Origin of the sequence: Pseudomonas sp. Wu6, assembly GCF_019891515.1 — a bacterium.
Classification (GTDB): domain Bacteria; phylum Pseudomonadota; class Gammaproteobacteria; order Pseudomonadales; family Pseudomonadaceae; genus Aquipseudomonas; species Aquipseudomonas orientalis_A.
This window is the reverse complement of sequence record NZ_JAFLXH010000001.1, coordinates 139,415-155,710: the sequence shown is the minus strand read 5'-3', so window position 1 is coordinate 155,710 and position 16,296 is coordinate 139,415. Positions and strand designations below refer to the sequence as shown.

Below are 16,296 nucleotides of genomic sequence, written 5' to 3'. Positions count from 1 at the left end.
TCCGGTCTCAAGCTGCCTGTCTGGCCGTGACGAATGCCGCAAGGCTGGCCACGTTGGTGAAGTGATTGCGCGTGTCCTTGGCGTCGGCGTCGATCTTGATGCCGTACGTTTTCTGAATCGCCAGGCCCAGTTCAAGGGCGTCGACCGAATCCAGTCCCAGGCCCTCGCCGAACAGGGTCTGGTCGCTGCCGATGTCGTCGGCGCTGATGTCTTCCAGGCCCAGGGCCTCGATGATCAGCGTCTTTATGTCGTGCTCAAGGCGGTGTTGGTCGCTCATCTTCGGCGAGCTCCTTAATGAAATAGTGATGCAGGTAATCGTTGAGCTTGCGTGACGCCTGGGGCGCGGGGCCCAGTGCGGCAAACGCGTGTGGTTCTATATCGGCACCCACACGCAAACTGAAGTGAAATCGGCACTTGGGAATGCGATACCAGGGCTCGGCCTTGGTCAGGGTGGTGGGGCTGACCTTGATCACCACCGGGGTGATGATCGTCGCACCGCGCAGTGCAATGGCCGCGCCGCCGCGATGAAAGGCCGGTGGCGCGCCGGGCGTGGTGCGGGTGCCCTCGGGAAAGATGATCAGGGTTTGCCCCGCGCGCAGGGCATCGGCAGCGGCATCGAGCATGTCGGCGCTGCCATCGTTGCTGATGTAGCCGGCGTCGCGCACCGGGCCGCGGGTGAACGGGTTCTGGAACAGGCTCTGCTTGACCACGCAATTGGTCTGGCGCATCAGGCCGATCAGGAACACGACATCGATCAGCGACGGGTGGTTGGCGACGATCATCTGGCCCGGGCGACCGAGTTTTTCCGCGCCCTCGACGCTGTACGTGAGGATGCCCAGCCATTTCATCAGGCGAATGAAGAACCAGAACAGGCAACTGATGGTGTGGCGCGCGCGTCGTTGATGCTGCCCGGCGTCGCCCGGCAGGCAACTGAGCAGCGGGAACACCAGCAAGCGCAGGCACAGCCCGCCGACGCCGAACACAAAGAAGCTGGCGGCCGTGGCGAACAGGCGCCAGTAATAGGCCTGCCGTGGTTTGTCGTTCAGGACTTGGGTCGCCAGTTCCATACTCGGTTCTTCCAGGCATGTTGGCAGGCGCCCTGTTCGGTCAGCAGGGTGCGCAGCAGGTTCAGGGCGTGGGGCCACTGGGTGTGAGTGAGTTGGACAGCGCTGCTGTTTAGTTCCAGTTGCCACTCGTCGCCCGGCGTCAGCAAAAGGCCCAGGGCATAGGGGAAGGGCACGTCAGCAATCCAGCTGGCGTACGCCTCGGGCGGTTGTTCTTCGGTAATTATCAGCAATACGGCCGGGGCGCCTTCGTTGAGCAATGCGGCGGCTTCGAGCACGCCGTGTTCGAGGCCATCACCGGCGGCGGCAAGGGCGGTCATCTCGCTGGTTTCATTGCGCAAGATCGACCACAGGCCAATCACCGCGTTATGCACCGACAGGCTGAACTGGGTCGGCGACAGCGGCTGCTCGTTGGCCAGGTCGCTGAGGATGTCGAGGGTGCGCGGGGTTTCGCCGTGGCGGGAAATGAACACCAGCGGCAGGTCTTCAAGGCCTTCGGCCAGTGGCCAGCCGACGCTGAACGCCATGCGCGCCAGACGGCTCAGGCGGCGGCGCTGCATAGCTGGCAAAAATGACACATCGGGGGACGCGTCGCTGACAGGCAGCAACACCGGGTCCCGGCACCAGGCGTGCCAGTCGTCCGCACTCTCAAGGCTTGGAGCCCAGGCGCGCAATTGGGCGATGTTGAAGTTGATCACTGAGAAGTTATCCCGCCCCTGCGGGCTTCCATGTGCGGCCAATGGCCCCGGATTCCGGGACAGAGGGCAATGGCCGAATGGCGCGCATTATCCCGGTGCCGTGGGGTTCTAGCAAATACTGGTTAAAATTTGTTCGCTATTGATTACAAATAAGTCGTTGAAATTTACGCGCTGTGTGCGACAGAAGGTCGAACCGGAATATCGGAACGTTCCCATTCATTTGTGAGCCAGGCACAGCGGATGGATGAACGAGGTAGCTAACCGGCGCTTTTGCGCTCTACACTCGGGTTATTCATTGATACACGGAGGCTTTTCCATGCGGCGCGTGGTGTTCAATCAGAAAGGCGGCGTGGGCAAGTCCAGCATCGCCTGCAACCTGGCGGCGGTCAGCGCCAGCGAAGGTTATCGAACCCTGTTGGTAGACCTCGATGCACAGGGCAACTCCACCCAGTACCTCACCGGGCTGACCGGTGATGACATTCCCATGGGGATCGCCGATTTTTTCAAGCAAACCCTGTCTTCCGGGCCGTTTTCCAAGAAGAACAAGGTAGATATCTACGAAACGCCCTTCGATAACCTGCATGTCATCACCGCCACCCCGGAACTGGCAGACCTGCAGCCCAAGCTCGAGGCCAAGCACAAGATCAATAAGCTGCGAAAGCTGCTGGATGAGTTGAGCGAGGACTACGACCGTATCTACCTGGACACGCCCCCGGCGTTGAATTTTTATGCGGTTTCGGCGCTGATAGCCGCTGATCGCGTGCTGATCCCCTTCGATTGCGACAGCTTCTCGCGCCAGGCCCTGTATGGCCTGTTGGCTGAAATCGAAGAATTGAAGGAAGACCATAACGAAGGCCTGGAAGTGGAAGGTATCGTGGTCAACCAGTTCCAGGCCCGGGCGAGCCTGCCGCAGCAGATACTCGACGAAATGATTGCCGAAGGGCTGCCGGTGCTGCCGGTGTACCTCGCCAGCTCGGTGCGCATGCGTGAGTCGCACCAAGAGAACAAGCCGCTGATTCACCTGGACCCACGGCACAAGCTGACCCAACAGTTTGTGGAATTGCATAACTTGCTGGAAAACGCCTGATCTCAAGCGCTGCATGGATTCAATGTGGGAGGGGGCTTGCTCCCGATGCGGTATGTCAGCCAGCTTATCTGTAGCTGACCCACCGCTATCGGGGGCAAGCCCCCTCCCACATTTGGATTGCATTCCAGTTGGGTTTCTGGGACTTATCCTACGAAGGCTGTAGGAGCGGTCTGGCAGCATGGGATTGGCCTTGTAACCTTGCCTACAGCTACGCCAGAATCCGCCGGCTTGTGCGTCTGGATGGGGGTCTCTAAGGTTTGCCGGTCGCTGAATGTTCAGTGATCGGGTTTAGTAGCCCACTCAGACGAAAGCACGTGCACCGCTCCCCGCCACGGCGTTTCTTGCCTGTCGATGGTGGCTGTGCGCAGGGCACCTTCGGGTGCGCCGGGTTTTGCTTTCGTTCTACCGGTCTACTAACCTGCGTACAGCTGCCGCCCCTTGTTTAGTAGCAAGCAGGCGATGGCCCTGGCAGAGAACGAAAATATGAATTTATTCACCGTTACACCCAACCTTCCCACCGAAGCGCTGGTGATCAACAGCTACGAAACCTTCTCTTCGGTCCGCACCTTATTGCTCAATCTATCCAACGACCTTACCGGTGAACACCGCGATGTGGCCCTGGCTATCCATCAACTGAGCGAGCTTGGCGTCATGCTGGTCAGCCAGATGATGGACCGCCAAGCCCCGCTATCCTCAAGTTAAAACGCGGTTAAAAATGTGGGAGGGGGCTTGCTCCCGATAGCAGAGTGTCAGGCACTTATGTGTCACTGATACACCGCTATCGGGAGCAAGCCCCCTCCCACACTGTCCTGTGGTGCTTTCCTGACCGGGTTACACGCCCTGACTACGCAACCAACTCATCAACTGTGGCAACGGAAAGGCCCCACTCTGGCGCGCCACTTCCCGGCCATTCTTGAACAGAATCAAACTCGGAATCGACCGGATCCCCAACTGCGCCGACAACTGCTGGTTAGCCTCACTGTCCAGCTTGGCCAACCGGCATTTGCCTTCAAGCTGCCCGGCGGCCTGCTCGAATACCGGCGCAAACGACTTGCACGGCCCGCACCAGTCAGCCCACACGTCCACCAGCAACGGCAGGTCGCCCTTGATCTGGCTGGCGTAGTCGCCCTGTTTCAATTCAAACGGCTTGTTCAACAGCACTGGCTGCTTGCAACGGCCGCATTTGGGCGCATCACCCAGGCGTGCGCCGGGGATGCGGTTGAGACCGTTGCAATGAGGGCAGGGGATTACGAGAGGTTCAGACATCGGAGGCTCCTGGGGACTGGCCAATAGGTTGTATCTGGTGCCGGGGCTGAGATTTATCAAGGCTGGATGCAGAGACTCATTCGCTCACAGTTTCTCCCGCGCCGAATGAATCGTCTGTCTAGGATTGCTGTTGTGCGCCATTGGTCTGTTTACGGCTATAGCAAATTGCGATAGTCGGAAATCAGGTTTAACCTCCATAGCAAGATGCGATAGGGACGTTGCATGCGAGTCATCAGTGAAAAGAGGATCTGGGAAGCAAAGGAAACATGGCCGCGCTCGGCAACAGCTTTGGACCAGTGGTATCGCGTGATCAAGCGCACGCCCCCAAGGACTTCGCTGCAATGAAAGCCATGTTTCCCGCCACGGACAAGGTAGGTGAATTTCATGTGTTTGATATTGGCGGTAACAAGCTGAGGTTGATCGCGTCGGTGCAGTATCGAATGCAGCGCGTTTACATCGAGCACCTGCTGGACCACCGCGACTATGAGAAGGACAAATGGAAGGAAAAAAACAGATGAGCGCGCTTATGCAAGTAGCGGCAGAACACTGGCAGTTCGTTTCGCCGGTGCTGCGCAAGCCGGAAAACGAGGCGGACTACGACGCACTGGTATGCGGTCTGGATGAGTTGTTGAGCCTCGTGGGTGAAGACGAGGACAGCCCGCTGATGAGCCTGGTCGACATTCTCAGTGACTGGATCGAAGCGTATGACCGTGAACACCGCCCAATGCCCGACGCCAGCGGGGTCGATGTGCTGCGCTACATGATGCGCGAGCACAATCTCACCCAGAGCGACCTTCCGGGGGTTGGGGCACAATCAGTCGTCTCTGAAATATTGAGCGGAAAACGCCAGCTCAACGTGCGTCAGATTCGTTGGCTGGCCGAGCGTTTCGGGGTGTCCGTGGAGACCTTTATCTAAGCGGTCAAGACGAACAACTGATCTCCAAATGCTTGCCCCAATCCGGCGGCCGCTGCGCGTACTGCTCCATCCCCGCTTGTTCCTCAAACGGTTTGTTCAGCACTTCATGCAGCCGCCGCACTTCGCTGTAGTCCCCGGACTCGGCGGCGGCGATAGCGTTTTGGGCGAGGTAGTTGCGCAGGATGTACAGCGGGTTCACGGCATGCATGCGTTCGCGGCGCTGTGCCTCGCTGTCGTCCCCGTCCCTTGCGACACGGGCCTTGTACTGCTCGGCCCAGGCATCGAAGCCGGCCAGGTCGACAAAGTCGTCACGCAAACGCGCCACGGCCAACGCCGCTGATTCATCGCCCAAACGCCGGAAGAACAGGGTGTAGTCCACGCCGCTGTTCTGCATCAGTTTGAGCAAGCGCTCCACCAGCTTCTGATCATCCTCTTCGGCAGTGGTCAGCCCCAACCGGCGACGCATCAGGTCCAGGTAGTGCGCCTGGTAAATCGGCAGGTACAGGCCAAGTGCTTCCTTCAAGGCGTCAACGCTGATAAACGGCGTGAGCGCCTGGGCCAGCGCGCTGAGGTTCCACTGCCCGATCGGCACCTGATTACTGAAGGAGTAACGCCCTTCATGATCGGAATGGTTGCAGATGAAGTGCGCGTCGAAGTCATCCAGAAACGCGAACGGCCCGAAGTCGAAGGTGATGCCCAGGATCGACATGTTGTCGGTGTTCATCACGCCGTGGCAGAAACCATACGCCTGCCATTTGGCGATCATCTCGGCGTTGCGCTCAACGATTTCGCGGAACATCGCCAGATACGGCTCAGGCTGTTCGCGGCACTCGGGGTAATGCAGGTTCAATACGTGTTCAGCCAGCTCGGCCAACTGCTCGGGCTTCTGGGTGTAGTAGAAATATTCGAAGTGCCCGAAGCGGATATGGCTGGGGGCCAGGCGCAACACCATGGCCCCGCGCTCCTGCTTCTCACGCCACACCGGCGTGCTGGAGCCGATCACGCACAAGGCGCGGCTGGTGGGAATGCCCAATGCATGAAGCGCTTCGGAGGCGAGGAATTCGCGGATCGAGGAGCGCAATACCGCGCGCCCGTCGCCCATGCGTGAGTAGGGCGTCATGCCGGCGCCCTTGAGGTGCAGGTCCCAATGTTCGCCGGCCTGGTTATACACCTCGCCCAGCAGCAACCCTCGGCCATCGCCCAGTTGCGGGGTGTAGCCGCCGAACTGGTGACCGGAATAGACCATCGCCCGCGGCTGCGCTTCGGCCCACAGCTTATGGCCGCCGAACAGTTCGGCAAACACGGGCGTTTCGGCCACGGCCGGGTCGAGGTCGAGCAGGGCCATGGCGGCGTCGCTCGCCACCACCAGGCGCGGCTCGTCCAGAGGCTCGGGCAGTACGTGGGTTGAGAACGCATCGCCCAGGCGTGCGAAGCGGTTGTCGAAGGTCAGTTCGTCGAGGGCTTTCACCGGGCATCTCCAGCAGGATGCCCCAGCATTTCGCTGGGGCTCAGTTCGTTAGTCGAGTTTGCTCGGCGGGGGTTCAGGCGCATCCTCGACCTTTGCGGCGGGCGGCTCGGGCGTATCCTGCTCGGGCGCGACGAGGGTCTTGCGTTCGTCTTCCACCGGCACCAGTTTGTATTCCTGGCCGTGCATGTTCTTCAAGTACACCTCCATCTGTCGGAACGAGATGTTGATGTGCTGCTTCTTGAACTCACGGTTGATATAGCGGTTGACCTCGTCCAGCACCGGGTTGCGGTCGCCCAGGTCGCGCACGTGCATGCGCAGCTCGTGGTCCAGGGTGCTTTCGCCGAAGTTGAGGAAATACACATGGGGTTCCGGTTCCTTCAGTACCCGTGGGTTTTCCCTGGCGGCCTTGAGTAACAGCTCCTTCACCAGATCCAGGTCGGAGCCGTAGTCCACGCCCAGTTTCAGGGTCACTCGCGTGATGGTGTCGGTCAGCGACCAGTTGATCAGTTGCCCGGTAATGAAGGTCTTGTTCGGGACAATGATGTCCTTGCGGTCGAAGTCGGTGATGGTGGTGGCGCGGATGCGGATCTTGCTCACCGTGCCCGACAGGTTGCCGATGGTGATGGTGTCGCCGATGCGCACCGGGCGCTCGAACAGAATCATGATGCCGGAGATGAAGTTGGCGAAGATTTCCTGCATGCCGAAGCCCAGGCCGACCGACAACGCCGCCACCAGCCATTGCAACTTGTCCCAGCTCACGCCCAGGGTGGACAAGGTGGAGACGAAACCGACGCCGGCGATCACATAGGACAGCAATGTCGTAGTGGCATAGGCGCTGCCTTGCGCCAGTTCCAGCTTGGACAGCACCAGCACTTCGAGTAAACCGGGCAGGTTGCGCGCCAGGGCGAAGGTGATACCGATGATGATCAACGCGCCGAGCAAGTCGCCGATGCTGATGGGCACCATGCTGATATTTGCACCGGTGCCGCTGGTGTATTCGTACAGCGTGACGTTATCCAGGTAGGAAAATACCGAGATGAGGTCCGACCACACCCAGTACAGGGCTGCGATAAAGCCGCCGAGCAGAGCGAGGCGGATCAGGCGCAAGGATTGTTCGTTGACCTTTTCGATGTCCAGGGTCGGCTCTTCAACCACCGCTTCGCCTTCACCGGCTTCCTTGGCGGCCTGGCGTTTGGCCAGGGCGCGCGCATAGGCCAGGCGTCGGGCGGCCACGCTCAGCCAGCGTACGAAGGTGGCTTCGATCACCAGCCAGAACATCAGCAGGTACAAGGTGTTGATCAAGCGGTCGCTGAGCTTGAGCGCGGTGTAGTAGTAGCCGAAGCACACCGCAATAAACAGCGCAATTGGCAGGGCGGTGAACAACAGGCCCACGGATTTGCGAAACAGCGAGGCTTTTTCGTGGGTGGGGCTGTTGAGCAGCAGGCGACTGAGCAACCACGCCATCAGGGCGTAGCAGGTGAGGACCACGGCGATGCCCAGCACGTCTTCGGCGAGTGCCGCCGGTTGGTGCTCGGCGATGGCCACCACGGCCACCAGGGCCAGTACCACCAGCCCGAGCTTGCGCACCCAGCCCTGGAGGAATTCGACCTGGGGCTTTTCCCAGCGAAAGTGCAGCTCGGCCACGCCGCCGGGCGCGAGGATGCGGTAGGCGGTGTAGAACACCAGCCACGCCTGGGCGATCTGCAGCAGGGCCGAGCCCAGGTTGGCGTTCTGCCCACGGGCATCGATCTGCAAGGCATAGCCGCACAGCGCCAGGCCCAGGGATACCGGCATCGCCAGCAGGATATTGATCAGGATCGCCTGCGGCGTGTGCCACTGGCTGTCGCGCTTGAAGTGACCGATGTCCAGGTGAACCTTGTTCAGGCGCTGATACAGCGCCTTGCGTCGCCACAGCAGCGCGCCGATCAACAGCAGCAGCGGCAGGAACAGCAGCGGACGCTGGGTCAGGCCGTCATACAGCTCGCTGACGCTGGAGGCCCAGGGCAGGGTGGTGACTTGCTTGGTCAGGTGCGCCGGTACGGTTTCCAGCCACTCGGTGTCCAGCGGCTTGTTGCTGGGGATCCAGAACATCTGCTCATCGAGCGTGGCGCGCAGGGTGGTGGCGGTGCTGAGCAGTTGTTTCTGGTTCAGTTGCAGGGTGATGGATTCGTTGAGCAGCGCGCTCAATTCACGGCTCAGGCGCTCCAGCAGGTCGCTGCGGGTGATCGCCAGTTCCAGCAGGGTGCGGCGCAATTGCGGGGTGACGTCGTCCGGCGGCTGGTTGGCCAGCAGGTTATCCACATAGGCGCTGGGAGAGCTGATCAGCTCGCGCTGCTGGTTGACCTCGAACTGGTACAGGCGAATGTTGGCGATGTCGTCGGCCAGGTCGCGGTCGACGGTCAAGCGCGGCAGCGCCTGTTTCTGTTTGTAGAGGATCTTGGACAGCAGCAGGCTGCCCTTGAGTACGTTGATCTGTTCGTCCAGCGCCGAATCGCTTTGGGTCACGGTGTCCAGTTGCTGCTTGGTCTGCAGGTTTTTCTGGGTCAGGTCGTTGAGGCGGTCGGTGCTTTTGAGCAGGTAGTCGGAGAGCTTCAGGTTGGCCGCGCTTTCCGTGGCCAGCAGGCTGCTGCCGCCGGCTTTCTGCGCTTCGATGGACTGTTGGGTCACCGTCTGCTGGGACTGGGCCAGGCGTTTCTGGTTGATCAGGGTTTGCAGGTCCTGGATTTCCTGCTCCAGGCGTGTGGTTTTTTCCTGGATCAGGTCGTGCTGGCTGTTGCCCAGGTCTTGCAATTGGCTGTTGCCGGCCAGTTCCTGGCGGCGCAGGGGAATCAGCGCATTCAGGGCGGCGAGTTCGGCGTTGAGCTGGTTGCGCTGGTCGGCGTTGAGGGCTTTGCCGTTGTCCTTGCCGGTCTTGAGGGTCGCATTGATTTGCTGGATGCGCGTCTGGCTGCTACTGATTTCGGTCTGGGCGCGCTCGGGCCGGGTCTGGGCGGCGATGGTCAGGCTGTTGGCGTCGGCCAGCTCTTTTTGCAGGTCGCCTTGCTGGGTACTGCGCTGCACCAGTAATTGCTCAAGCTGCGGCACGGGCAGGCTGGCGTAGCGTTGGGCCACCGGGACGATTTTGGTGGCCTTGAGCCGGGTCAGCTCGCGCTGGTTGTCGACCGTCTGGCGCGGCGCGTCCTCAAGTTGGCGTTTGAGGTCGGCCAGGCGCTGCTCGTAATCCTGCTTGTTGGCCAGGTACGTCAGGGTCTGTTGCAGGATGCCCTGCAATGCCTTCATGTCGGCGTCGGGCAGCTTGCGGTCGGGCAGCTTGTCCAGGGTTTGCTGGATAGCGTCGGCACTGGGCGGGTCGGCGGCGTGGACGGTGCCGACACAAAGGGTCAGGCCCAGCAGGGCAGTAGCGAGAAAAGTGCGCAGGATTGGCATAGAGACCGGTCGAGCAAGGTAAAGAATCGGGGCGTTGTCGCCCCGCAGTTTAGAGGAAGAGCCCGGGGCCCGGGCGACTTCCTTCGGGGAATCTGACGCCGACTTTGCCAATCTTGTTCCCGTCCATGACTGCGACGGTCCAGATGGTGTTGTTCCACTCCACCTGGTCGCCCACCACCGGCGCGCCGCCGACTTTCTGGGTGATGAAGCGGCTCAACGGCATGTCCGGGTCGATACCCTCCAGCTTGAGCCCGTACAGCGCCGACACCGCGCCCAGCTGGGCGTCGCCTTCAAGGACGAAGTCGCCGAAGAAGCGCAGGTCCAGGCCGCGTTGCGGTGCCTGGCTGAACAGTTTGCCCAGGGCCGGCAGGTTGTGTTCATGGCCGATGACGCAGAGCAAATCATCGACTTCCAATACTGTACTACCCGACGGATGGAGCAGTTGCTGGCCACGAAACAGCGCGGCGATCCGCGTGCCCTCGGGCATTTTCAGCTCGCGCAGGGCAGCGCCGATGCACCATTTTTCCGCGCCCAGGCGGTAGACGAACAGCTCCCACTCACTGGTGACGTGCACTTCCAGGGCGGCGCGGGAAATCGGCGCCGGGTCCGGCGGTACGGTGACTTTGAGCAACTTGGCCACCCACGGCAGGCTGGTGCCTTGCACCAGCAGCGACACCAGCACGATAAAGAACGCCAGGTTGAAGTACAGCTGCGCATGGGGCAGGCCGGCCATCAGCGGGAACACCGCGAGAATGATCGGCACCGCACCGCGCAGCCCGACCCAGGCGATAAAGGCTTTTTCGCGACTGTGGAAGGCCTTGAACGGCAGCAGGCCGACCATCACCGACAGCGGGCGCGCAAACAGGATCATCCACAGCGCCAGGCCCAGGGCGGGCAGGGCGATGGGCAGCAAGTCATGGGGCGTGACCAGCAGGCCCAGCACCAGGAACATGCCGATCTGCGCCAGCCAGGCCATGCCGTCGAGCATATGCAGGATGCCGTGGCGGCTGCGCACCGGACGGTTGCCGATCACCAGGCCGCACAGGTACACGGCGAGAAAACCGCTGCCGTGCAAGGCGTTGGTCAGGGCGAAGACGAACAGGCCGCCGGCGATCACCAGGATCGGGTACAGGCCGTTGGCCAGGTTGATGCGGTTGACCATTTGCAGCATCAGCCAGCCGCCGCCCAGGCCGACCAGGCCGCCGATGCCGAATTCGCGGATCAGGTGGGTCAGCAGGCTCCAATGCAGGCCGGTCTGGCCGCTGGCGAGCATGTCGATCAGGGTCACGGTGAGGAACACCGCCATGGGGTCGTTGCTGCCCGATTCGATTTCCAGGCTGGCGCTGACCCGTTCGTTCAGGCCCTTGCCGCCCAGCAGCGAGAACACTGCCGCAGCGTCCGTGGAGCCGACGATGGCGCCGATCAGCAAGCCCTGGATGATATTGAGGTCGAACAGCCAGGCCGCCGCCATGCCGGTGAGGCCGGTGGTGATCAGCACGCCCACTGTGGCCAGGGACAACGCCGGCCAGAGTGCCACACGGAAACTCGCCACCCGCGTGCGCAAACCGCCGTCGAGCAAGATCACGGCCAGAGCGAGGTTGCCCACCAGGTAGGCGGTCGGGTAGTTATCGAAGATGATGCCGCCGCCATCGACGCCGGCGATCATGCCCACGGCCAGGATGATCACCAGGATCGGGATGCCCAGGCGTGACGAAAGAGAACTCACCAGAATGCTCGCACTCACCAGCAACGCGCCGATCAAGAACAGGCTGTTGATGGTCGTCGCATTCAAAGGCAGTACTCCAGAGCAGGGAAGACAGGGCGCAAACTGACCATGCAGTCTGCGTGCCAGGGATTCTAACCTGTTGAATTGCTGCGCTGTCAAAAAGCTTTTTCTGATTCTTGCAAAACCAAATGTGGGAGGGGGGCAGGGCTTTTTGTAGGAGCGAGCTTGCTCGCGAAAAACTCACAGGCGCCGCGTTCAGTCAGGAAGCACGCGTTATCGTTGCCGTTTTTCGCGAGCAAGCTCGCTCCTACATTTTTAAGCCAGTGCCGTCAGTCAGAGACGGAAGCGCCCGACCATGCCATTCAAATCCACCGCCAGGCGCGACAGCTCGTTGCTCGCCGCGCTGGTCTGGCTGGCGCCGGTCGCCGATTGCACCGACAGGTCACGGATATTCACCAGGTTGCGGTCGACTTCCCGTGCGACCTGCGCCTGTTCCTCCGCCGCACTGGCGATCACCAGGTTGCGCTCGTTGATCTCGACAATTGCGGTGTTGATGGTGTCCAGCGACAGCCCCGCGCCCTTGGCGATGTTCAGCGTCGATTCGGCGCGCTCGGTACTGTTGCGCATCGAATCCACCGCGTGCTCGGTGCCGGCCTGGATGCTGCCGATCATGCGTTCGATCTCGCTGGTGGACTGCTGGGTACGATGGGCCAACGCGCGCACCTCATCCGCCACCACCGCAAAACCACGCCCGGCCTCACCGGCCCGCGCCGCTTCGATGGCCGCGTTGAGGGCCAGCAGGTTGGTCTGGTCGGCCAGGCCACGGATCACGTCCAGTACCTTGCCGATATCGCGCGATTCATTGGCCAGCTCACCGATCAAGGTCGCGGTGGCTTGTACGTCGCCGCTCATGCGTTCGATGGCGCTGACGGTTTCCTGCACAAGGTCACGCCCGTCGCCGGCGGAGGTGGTGGCGTTGCGCGAGGCTTCAGAGGTGCTCACGGCATTGCGTGCGACTTCCTCGACCGCGCTGGTCATCTCGTTGACGGCGGTGGCGGCCTGTTCGATTTCGTTGTTCTGCTGGGTCAGGCCGCGCGCGCTTTCGTCGGTGACGGCGTTGAGCTCTTCGGCGGCCGACGCCAGTTGCGTGGCCGAGCCGGCGATGCGTTGCAGGGTGTCGCGCAGTTTGTCCTGCATTTTGGCCATGGCGGCCAGCAAGCGCCCGGCTTCATCGTTGCCGTCGACCTTGATCGGGCGCGTGAGGTTGCCTTCGGCCACTTCTTCCGCCGCTTCCAGGGCCTGGGAGATCGGCACGGTGATGCTGCGGGTCAGCAGCCAGGCGAACAACAGGGTCAGCGCGGTGGCGATCACCAGCAGGCCCACGACCATGTTGAAGGCCAGGTTGTACTGGTCTTCGGCCTGCTGGTTGGTGTCCAGGGCCATGGCGTTATTGATTTCCAGCAGGCGGTTGAGTACCCCGTTGACCTGCTCGGAGTTGGTCAGCAGCTCGGTGTTGAGCAGGGCGCGCAATGCCTCGACCTGGTTGCCCTGCGAGAGGCTCTTCATACGCTCTTCGATCTGATGGTACTGAGCCAGCAATCGCACGTATTCGTTGTAGGTCGAACGTTCTTCGCTGGTCTCGATCAGCTTTTCATATACGCCTTGGGCGGTGCGGATCTGCTGGTTGCGCAGGTCGAAGGCTTCCAGGGTCTTTTGCTGCACGTCCGGCTCGCGGTTGGTGAGCAAGCGGTACGACAACACACGCAGGCGCAATGTCAGTTGGGTGAACTCGTCGAGGGCGCGGATGCTGGGTACGCTGGCCAGGGTGATGTCTTCGGTGGCCGCTCGGATCTTGCTCATCTGGTTCAGCGCGAACACGCCGAGAAACAACATCAAGGCGCCAATAAACGCGAAGCCGAGGAAGGCCCTCGGCGCGATATTCATATTACGAAGAGACATGCTGGAATCCTGGGGGGAGCGCGATCCGTGCGGCCATGAGGTGGTGTGTGCATCGCGTATCGGCCCTACGACTAAAGTCTTAAGGGACTGTGCGTTTTTGTCGCATCTGACCAGGGGTTTCAGCGATTCAGGAACCAGATTGGGTAATTGCAGTCACTAAGGCTCGAAAGTGCGGCCCGGGCCTTCGGAATCGGGCTGCGCGCCGGGGGATAACCCTGGCATCCGAGGTGAATTTTCTTTATCGTCACCGCCCTTTTAAAAGCTAGAGAAATCAAAATGTTAGAAGCATCCCTCAGCCAACTGGAACAACTGGTCAGCGACCTCGTACAGCAGAATCATGACCTGCTGGGCAGCAACGAATCCCTCAAGGCGGAGCTTGCCCGTGCCAGGGACGAAAACGACAGCCTGCAACTGAACCTGATGGAACAGGAAGAAAAACACGGTGCCACCGCCGCCCGTATCCAGGCACTGGTTGAGCGTGTAAGCGCAGGGCCTGTCAGCGCATGAACGAAGGGATAAAGGTCGTTTCGATTCTCGGAGAGGATTACTCGATCAAGGCACCGGCCGGGGAAGACCAGACCCTGATGCACGCCGTGACTATGCTCAAGGCCTCCCTGGCCACCACCAAGAAAAAGTACCCGACCCTGATCGGTGACAAACTATTGGTACTGGCCGCGCTGAACCTGTGCGCCGAGCAAATCGAAATGCAGCAGGCTCACCAACAGGAACTCGACCGTTACCAAGAGCAAGTCAGCGCCACGGTCGAGGTGATTTCCAAGGCGATCCAGCCCTAGAACCACGCATCCTGCATGCCCAGGCACGTATCGTCGCGTGCCTCCAGAATCGCCAGTTCATGATGGCAGCCTGGTACTTCCCAGGTCAGGAAGTACCGGGCGGCCTGGAGCTTGCCTTTATAGAAGGCCACATCGGCCGCGTTGCCCCTGGCCAGTCCTTCTTCGGCGCGAATCGCCTGTTCCAGCCAGCGCCAGCCAATCACCGTGTGTCCGAACACCTTCAGGTACAGCGCCGAGTTCGCCAGGCTGCTGTTGACCTTGCCCTGGGCGAGATCGCCCAGCAGGCCGAGGGTGACGCTTTGCAGGCGACTGACCAGGTGCTCCAGTGGTTGCCTCAGCGCGGTCAGCGATGGGTACCGCTGTGCCCGGGCGCCTGTCTCGGCGATCAGTCGAATCAATTGCTTGAGCCCGGCACCCCCGTTCTGCGCCAGTTTGCGCCCGAGCAAATCCAGGGACTGGATGCCATGGGTGCCTTCATGGATCGGGTTCAGGCGGTTATCGCGGTAGTACTGCTCCACCGGGTATTCACGGGTATAGCCATGGCCGCCAAGAATCTGGATCGCCAGTTCGTTGGCCTTGAGGCAGAACTCCGACGGCCAGGATTTGACGATGGGGGTCAGCAGGTCCAGCAGCTCGTGGGCCTGTTTGCGTTCGTCGTCGGTCGGCAGGGTGGTGGTGTCGTCGAACAGCCGCGCGGCATACAGGCCCAGGTCGAAGGCGCCTTCGACATAGGCTTTTTGTGTCAGCAGCATGCGCTTGATATCGGCGTGCTGGATGATCGGTACCGGCGCGGTGCCTGGGTCCTTGTTGTCCGGCAGGCGGCCTTGCGGACGTTCGCGGGCGTACTCCAGCGAGTAAAGGTAGCCCGCATAACCGAGCATCACCGCGCCCATGCCCACGCCAATGCGGGCTTCATTCATCATCTGGAACATGCAGCTCAGGCCCTGGTGCGGTTTGCCCACCAGGTAGCCGACACAGTTGCCGTTATCACCGAAATTAAGCGCTGTGGACGTGGTGCCGCGCCAGCCCATCTTGTGAAACAGCCCGGCCAGCAGCACGTCGTTGCGCTCGCCCAGGCTGCCGTCATCGTTGACCAGGAATTTGGGCACGATAAACAGCGAAATACCCTTCACCCCGGCCGGCGCGTCGGGCAGCTTGGCCAGCACCATGTGCACGATATTTTCCGACAGCGGGTGGTCGCCGCCGGAAATGAAGATCTTGTTGCCCTTCAGGCGATACGTGCCGTCCGCCGCAGGCTCTGCGCGTGTACGAATATCCGACAAAGACGACCCGGCATGCGGTTCGGTGAGGGCCATGGTGCCGAAGAAACGTCCGTCGATCATTGGCTGCAGGAAGCGTTTTTTCTGCTCCTCGGTGCCAAAACTTTCAATCAGGTTGGCGGCGCCCATAGTCAGGAACGGGTAGGACGTGGACGCGGCGTTGGCCGACTGGAAGTGCGCAAAGCAAGCCTGGGATAGCAATGTAGGCAGCTGCATGCCACCGGCTTCGAAACTGCGCGCGGCGTTGAGAAAACCGGCTTCAAGAAAGGCATCCACGGCCGGCTTTACTTCCGGAATCAGGATCGCCTTGCCGTCTTCATAGCGCGGTTCGTTTTCATCGTTCTTGCGGTTGTGCGGCGCGAAGTGCTTTTCGGCAATGCTGCGCGCCGTGCCGATGGCGGCATCGAAGGTTTCGCGATTGTGCTCGGCAAACCGCTCGCGCTGGGTCAGGCCCTCGGCATCGAGGACTTCGTACAGCTCGAAAGCCAGATTGCGGGAACTGAGCAGCGTCTCGGACATGGCGGATTACCTTTGAAGGAATTGGCCTGAGTCTAAGTGCGCGAATGGAGGGTGGATAGCAAGATTGATCTGGGTGATAGAGGGGCAAAACGC

The 16,296-nt window shown here is 61.0% G+C and carries 14 protein-coding genes and 2 pseudogenes; 6 read left to right on the top strand and 10 right to left on the bottom strand.

Going from position 1 to position 16,296, the window contains the following annotated elements:
- Window positions 1–7 precede the first annotated feature (7 nt).
- Genes J1G34_RS00595 through J1G34_RS00585 form a run of 3 tightly spaced genes read right to left on the bottom strand, consistent with a single transcriptional unit; the run spans window position 8 to window position 1,762 of the window.
- Window positions 8–277 carry a phosphopantetheine-binding protein gene (locus J1G34_RS00595; protein ID WP_065886594.1) on the bottom strand — a complete coding sequence of 90 codons (270 nt, stop codon included), beginning with the start codon at window positions 275–277 and terminating at the stop codon, window positions 8–10.
- Entirely contained in the window at window positions 255–1,067 is an 813-nt protein-coding gene (locus J1G34_RS00590; protein WP_065886593.1) for a lysophospholipid acyltransferase family protein, read from the bottom strand. The genes J1G34_RS00595 and J1G34_RS00590 overlap by 23 nt, the downstream gene beginning before the upstream one ends.
- A complete protein-coding gene (locus tag J1G34_RS00585; protein WP_222993030.1) occupies window positions 1,043–1,762 on the bottom strand; it encodes a beta-ketoacyl synthase chain length factor in 720 nt (239 codons plus the stop codon). Before J1G34_RS00585 ends, J1G34_RS00590 begins: the two co-directional genes overlap by 25 nt.
- A 316-nt stretch (window positions 1,763–2,078) precedes the next feature.
- On the opposite strand from J1G34_RS00585, the gene J1G34_RS00580 reads away from it, so the two are divergent.
- Window positions 2,079–2,849, top strand: a complete 771-nt coding sequence (locus J1G34_RS00580; protein ID WP_057724393.1) for a ParA family protein — start codon at window positions 2,079–2,081, stop codon at window positions 2,847–2,849.
- Window positions 2,850–3,332: 483 nt separating this feature from the next.
- Complete coding sequence (locus tag J1G34_RS00575) at window positions 3,333–3,551, top strand: DUF6124 family protein (protein ID WP_065886606.1); 219 nt, start codon at window positions 3,333–3,335, stop codon at window positions 3,549–3,551.
- Window positions 3,552–3,680: 129 nt separating this feature from the next.
- Here the strand turns inward: J1G34_RS00575 and trxC are convergent, their stop codons facing one another.
- Complete coding sequence (gene trxC, locus J1G34_RS00570) at window positions 3,681–4,115, bottom strand: thioredoxin TrxC (RefSeq protein WP_057724391.1); 435 nt, start codon at window positions 4,113–4,115, stop codon at window positions 3,681–3,683.
- Window positions 4,116–4,337: 222 nt separating this feature from the next.
- Between trxC and J1G34_RS00565 the strand changes: the two are divergent.
- A pseudogene (locus tag J1G34_RS00565) lies at window positions 4,338–4,633 on the top strand (type II toxin-antitoxin system HigB family toxin).
- Window positions 4,630–5,031: a helix-turn-helix domain-containing protein gene (locus J1G34_RS00560; RefSeq protein ID WP_222993028.1), complete on the top strand. Its 402-nt coding sequence runs from the start codon at window positions 4,630–4,632 to the stop codon at window positions 5,029–5,031. The pseudogene J1G34_RS00565 and the gene J1G34_RS00560 overlap by 4 nt, the downstream one beginning before the upstream one ends.
- 4 nt (window positions 5,032–5,035) lie before the next feature.
- On the opposite strand, the gene selO is transcribed toward J1G34_RS00560, so the two are convergent.
- The 5 genes and pseudogenes from selO to J1G34_RS27525 all read right to left on the bottom strand — a co-directional run.
- A complete protein-coding gene (selO, locus tag J1G34_RS00555; RefSeq protein WP_222993026.1) occupies window positions 5,036–6,499 on the bottom strand; it encodes a protein adenylyltransferase SelO in 1,464 nt (487 codons plus the stop codon).
- Window positions 6,500–6,547: 48 nt separating this feature from the next.
- Window positions 6,548–9,925 (bottom strand): mechanosensitive channel MscK, encoded by a 3,378-nt coding sequence (gene mscK / locus J1G34_RS00550; RefSeq protein ID WP_065897102.1) that lies wholly within the window; start codon window positions 9,923–9,925, stop codon window positions 6,548–6,550.
- Between the two features lie 49 nt (window positions 9,926–9,974).
- On the bottom strand, window positions 9,975–11,717 hold the full coding sequence (locus J1G34_RS00545; RefSeq protein WP_065886587.1) for a potassium/proton antiporter: 1,743 nt from the start codon (window positions 11,715–11,717) through the stop codon (window positions 9,975–9,977).
- A 267-nt stretch (window positions 11,718–11,984) separates the two neighbouring features.
- On the bottom strand, window positions 11,985–12,848 hold the full coding sequence (locus J1G34_RS27530) for a methyl-accepting chemotaxis protein (protein ID WP_370671698.1): 864 nt from the start codon (window positions 12,846–12,848) through the stop codon (window positions 11,985–11,987).
- Window positions 12,840–13,595: pseudogene (locus J1G34_RS27525) on the bottom strand (MCP four helix bundle domain-containing protein); the annotation flags it as partial. The gene J1G34_RS27530 and the pseudogene J1G34_RS27525, both read right to left, overlap by 9 nt.
- A gap of 291 nt (window positions 13,596–13,886) precedes the next feature.
- Between J1G34_RS27525 and J1G34_RS00535 the strand changes: the two are divergent.
- Together J1G34_RS00535 and J1G34_RS00530 are read left to right on the top strand one after the other, a co-directional pair.
- Window positions 13,887–14,117, top strand: coding sequence for a hypothetical protein (locus tag J1G34_RS00535; protein ID WP_065892051.1), 231 nt, complete (start codon window positions 13,887–13,889; stop codon window positions 14,115–14,117).
- The gene (locus J1G34_RS00530; RefSeq protein ID WP_057724383.1) at window positions 14,114–14,404 is read left to right on the top strand and encodes a cell division protein ZapA; all 291 of its coding nucleotides are present in this window, start codon (window positions 14,114–14,116) and stop codon (window positions 14,402–14,404) included. Before J1G34_RS00535 ends, J1G34_RS00530 begins: the two co-directional genes overlap by 4 nt.
- On the opposite strand, the gene J1G34_RS00525 is transcribed toward J1G34_RS00530, so the two are convergent.
- Window positions 14,401–16,203 carry an acyl-CoA dehydrogenase gene (locus tag J1G34_RS00525; protein WP_222993023.1) on the bottom strand — a complete coding sequence of 601 codons (1,803 nt, stop codon included), beginning with the start codon at window positions 16,201–16,203 and terminating at the stop codon, window positions 14,401–14,403. The two genes, J1G34_RS00530 and J1G34_RS00525, sit on opposite strands and share 4 nt — an antisense overlap.
- Window positions 16,204–16,296 lie beyond the last annotated feature (93 nt).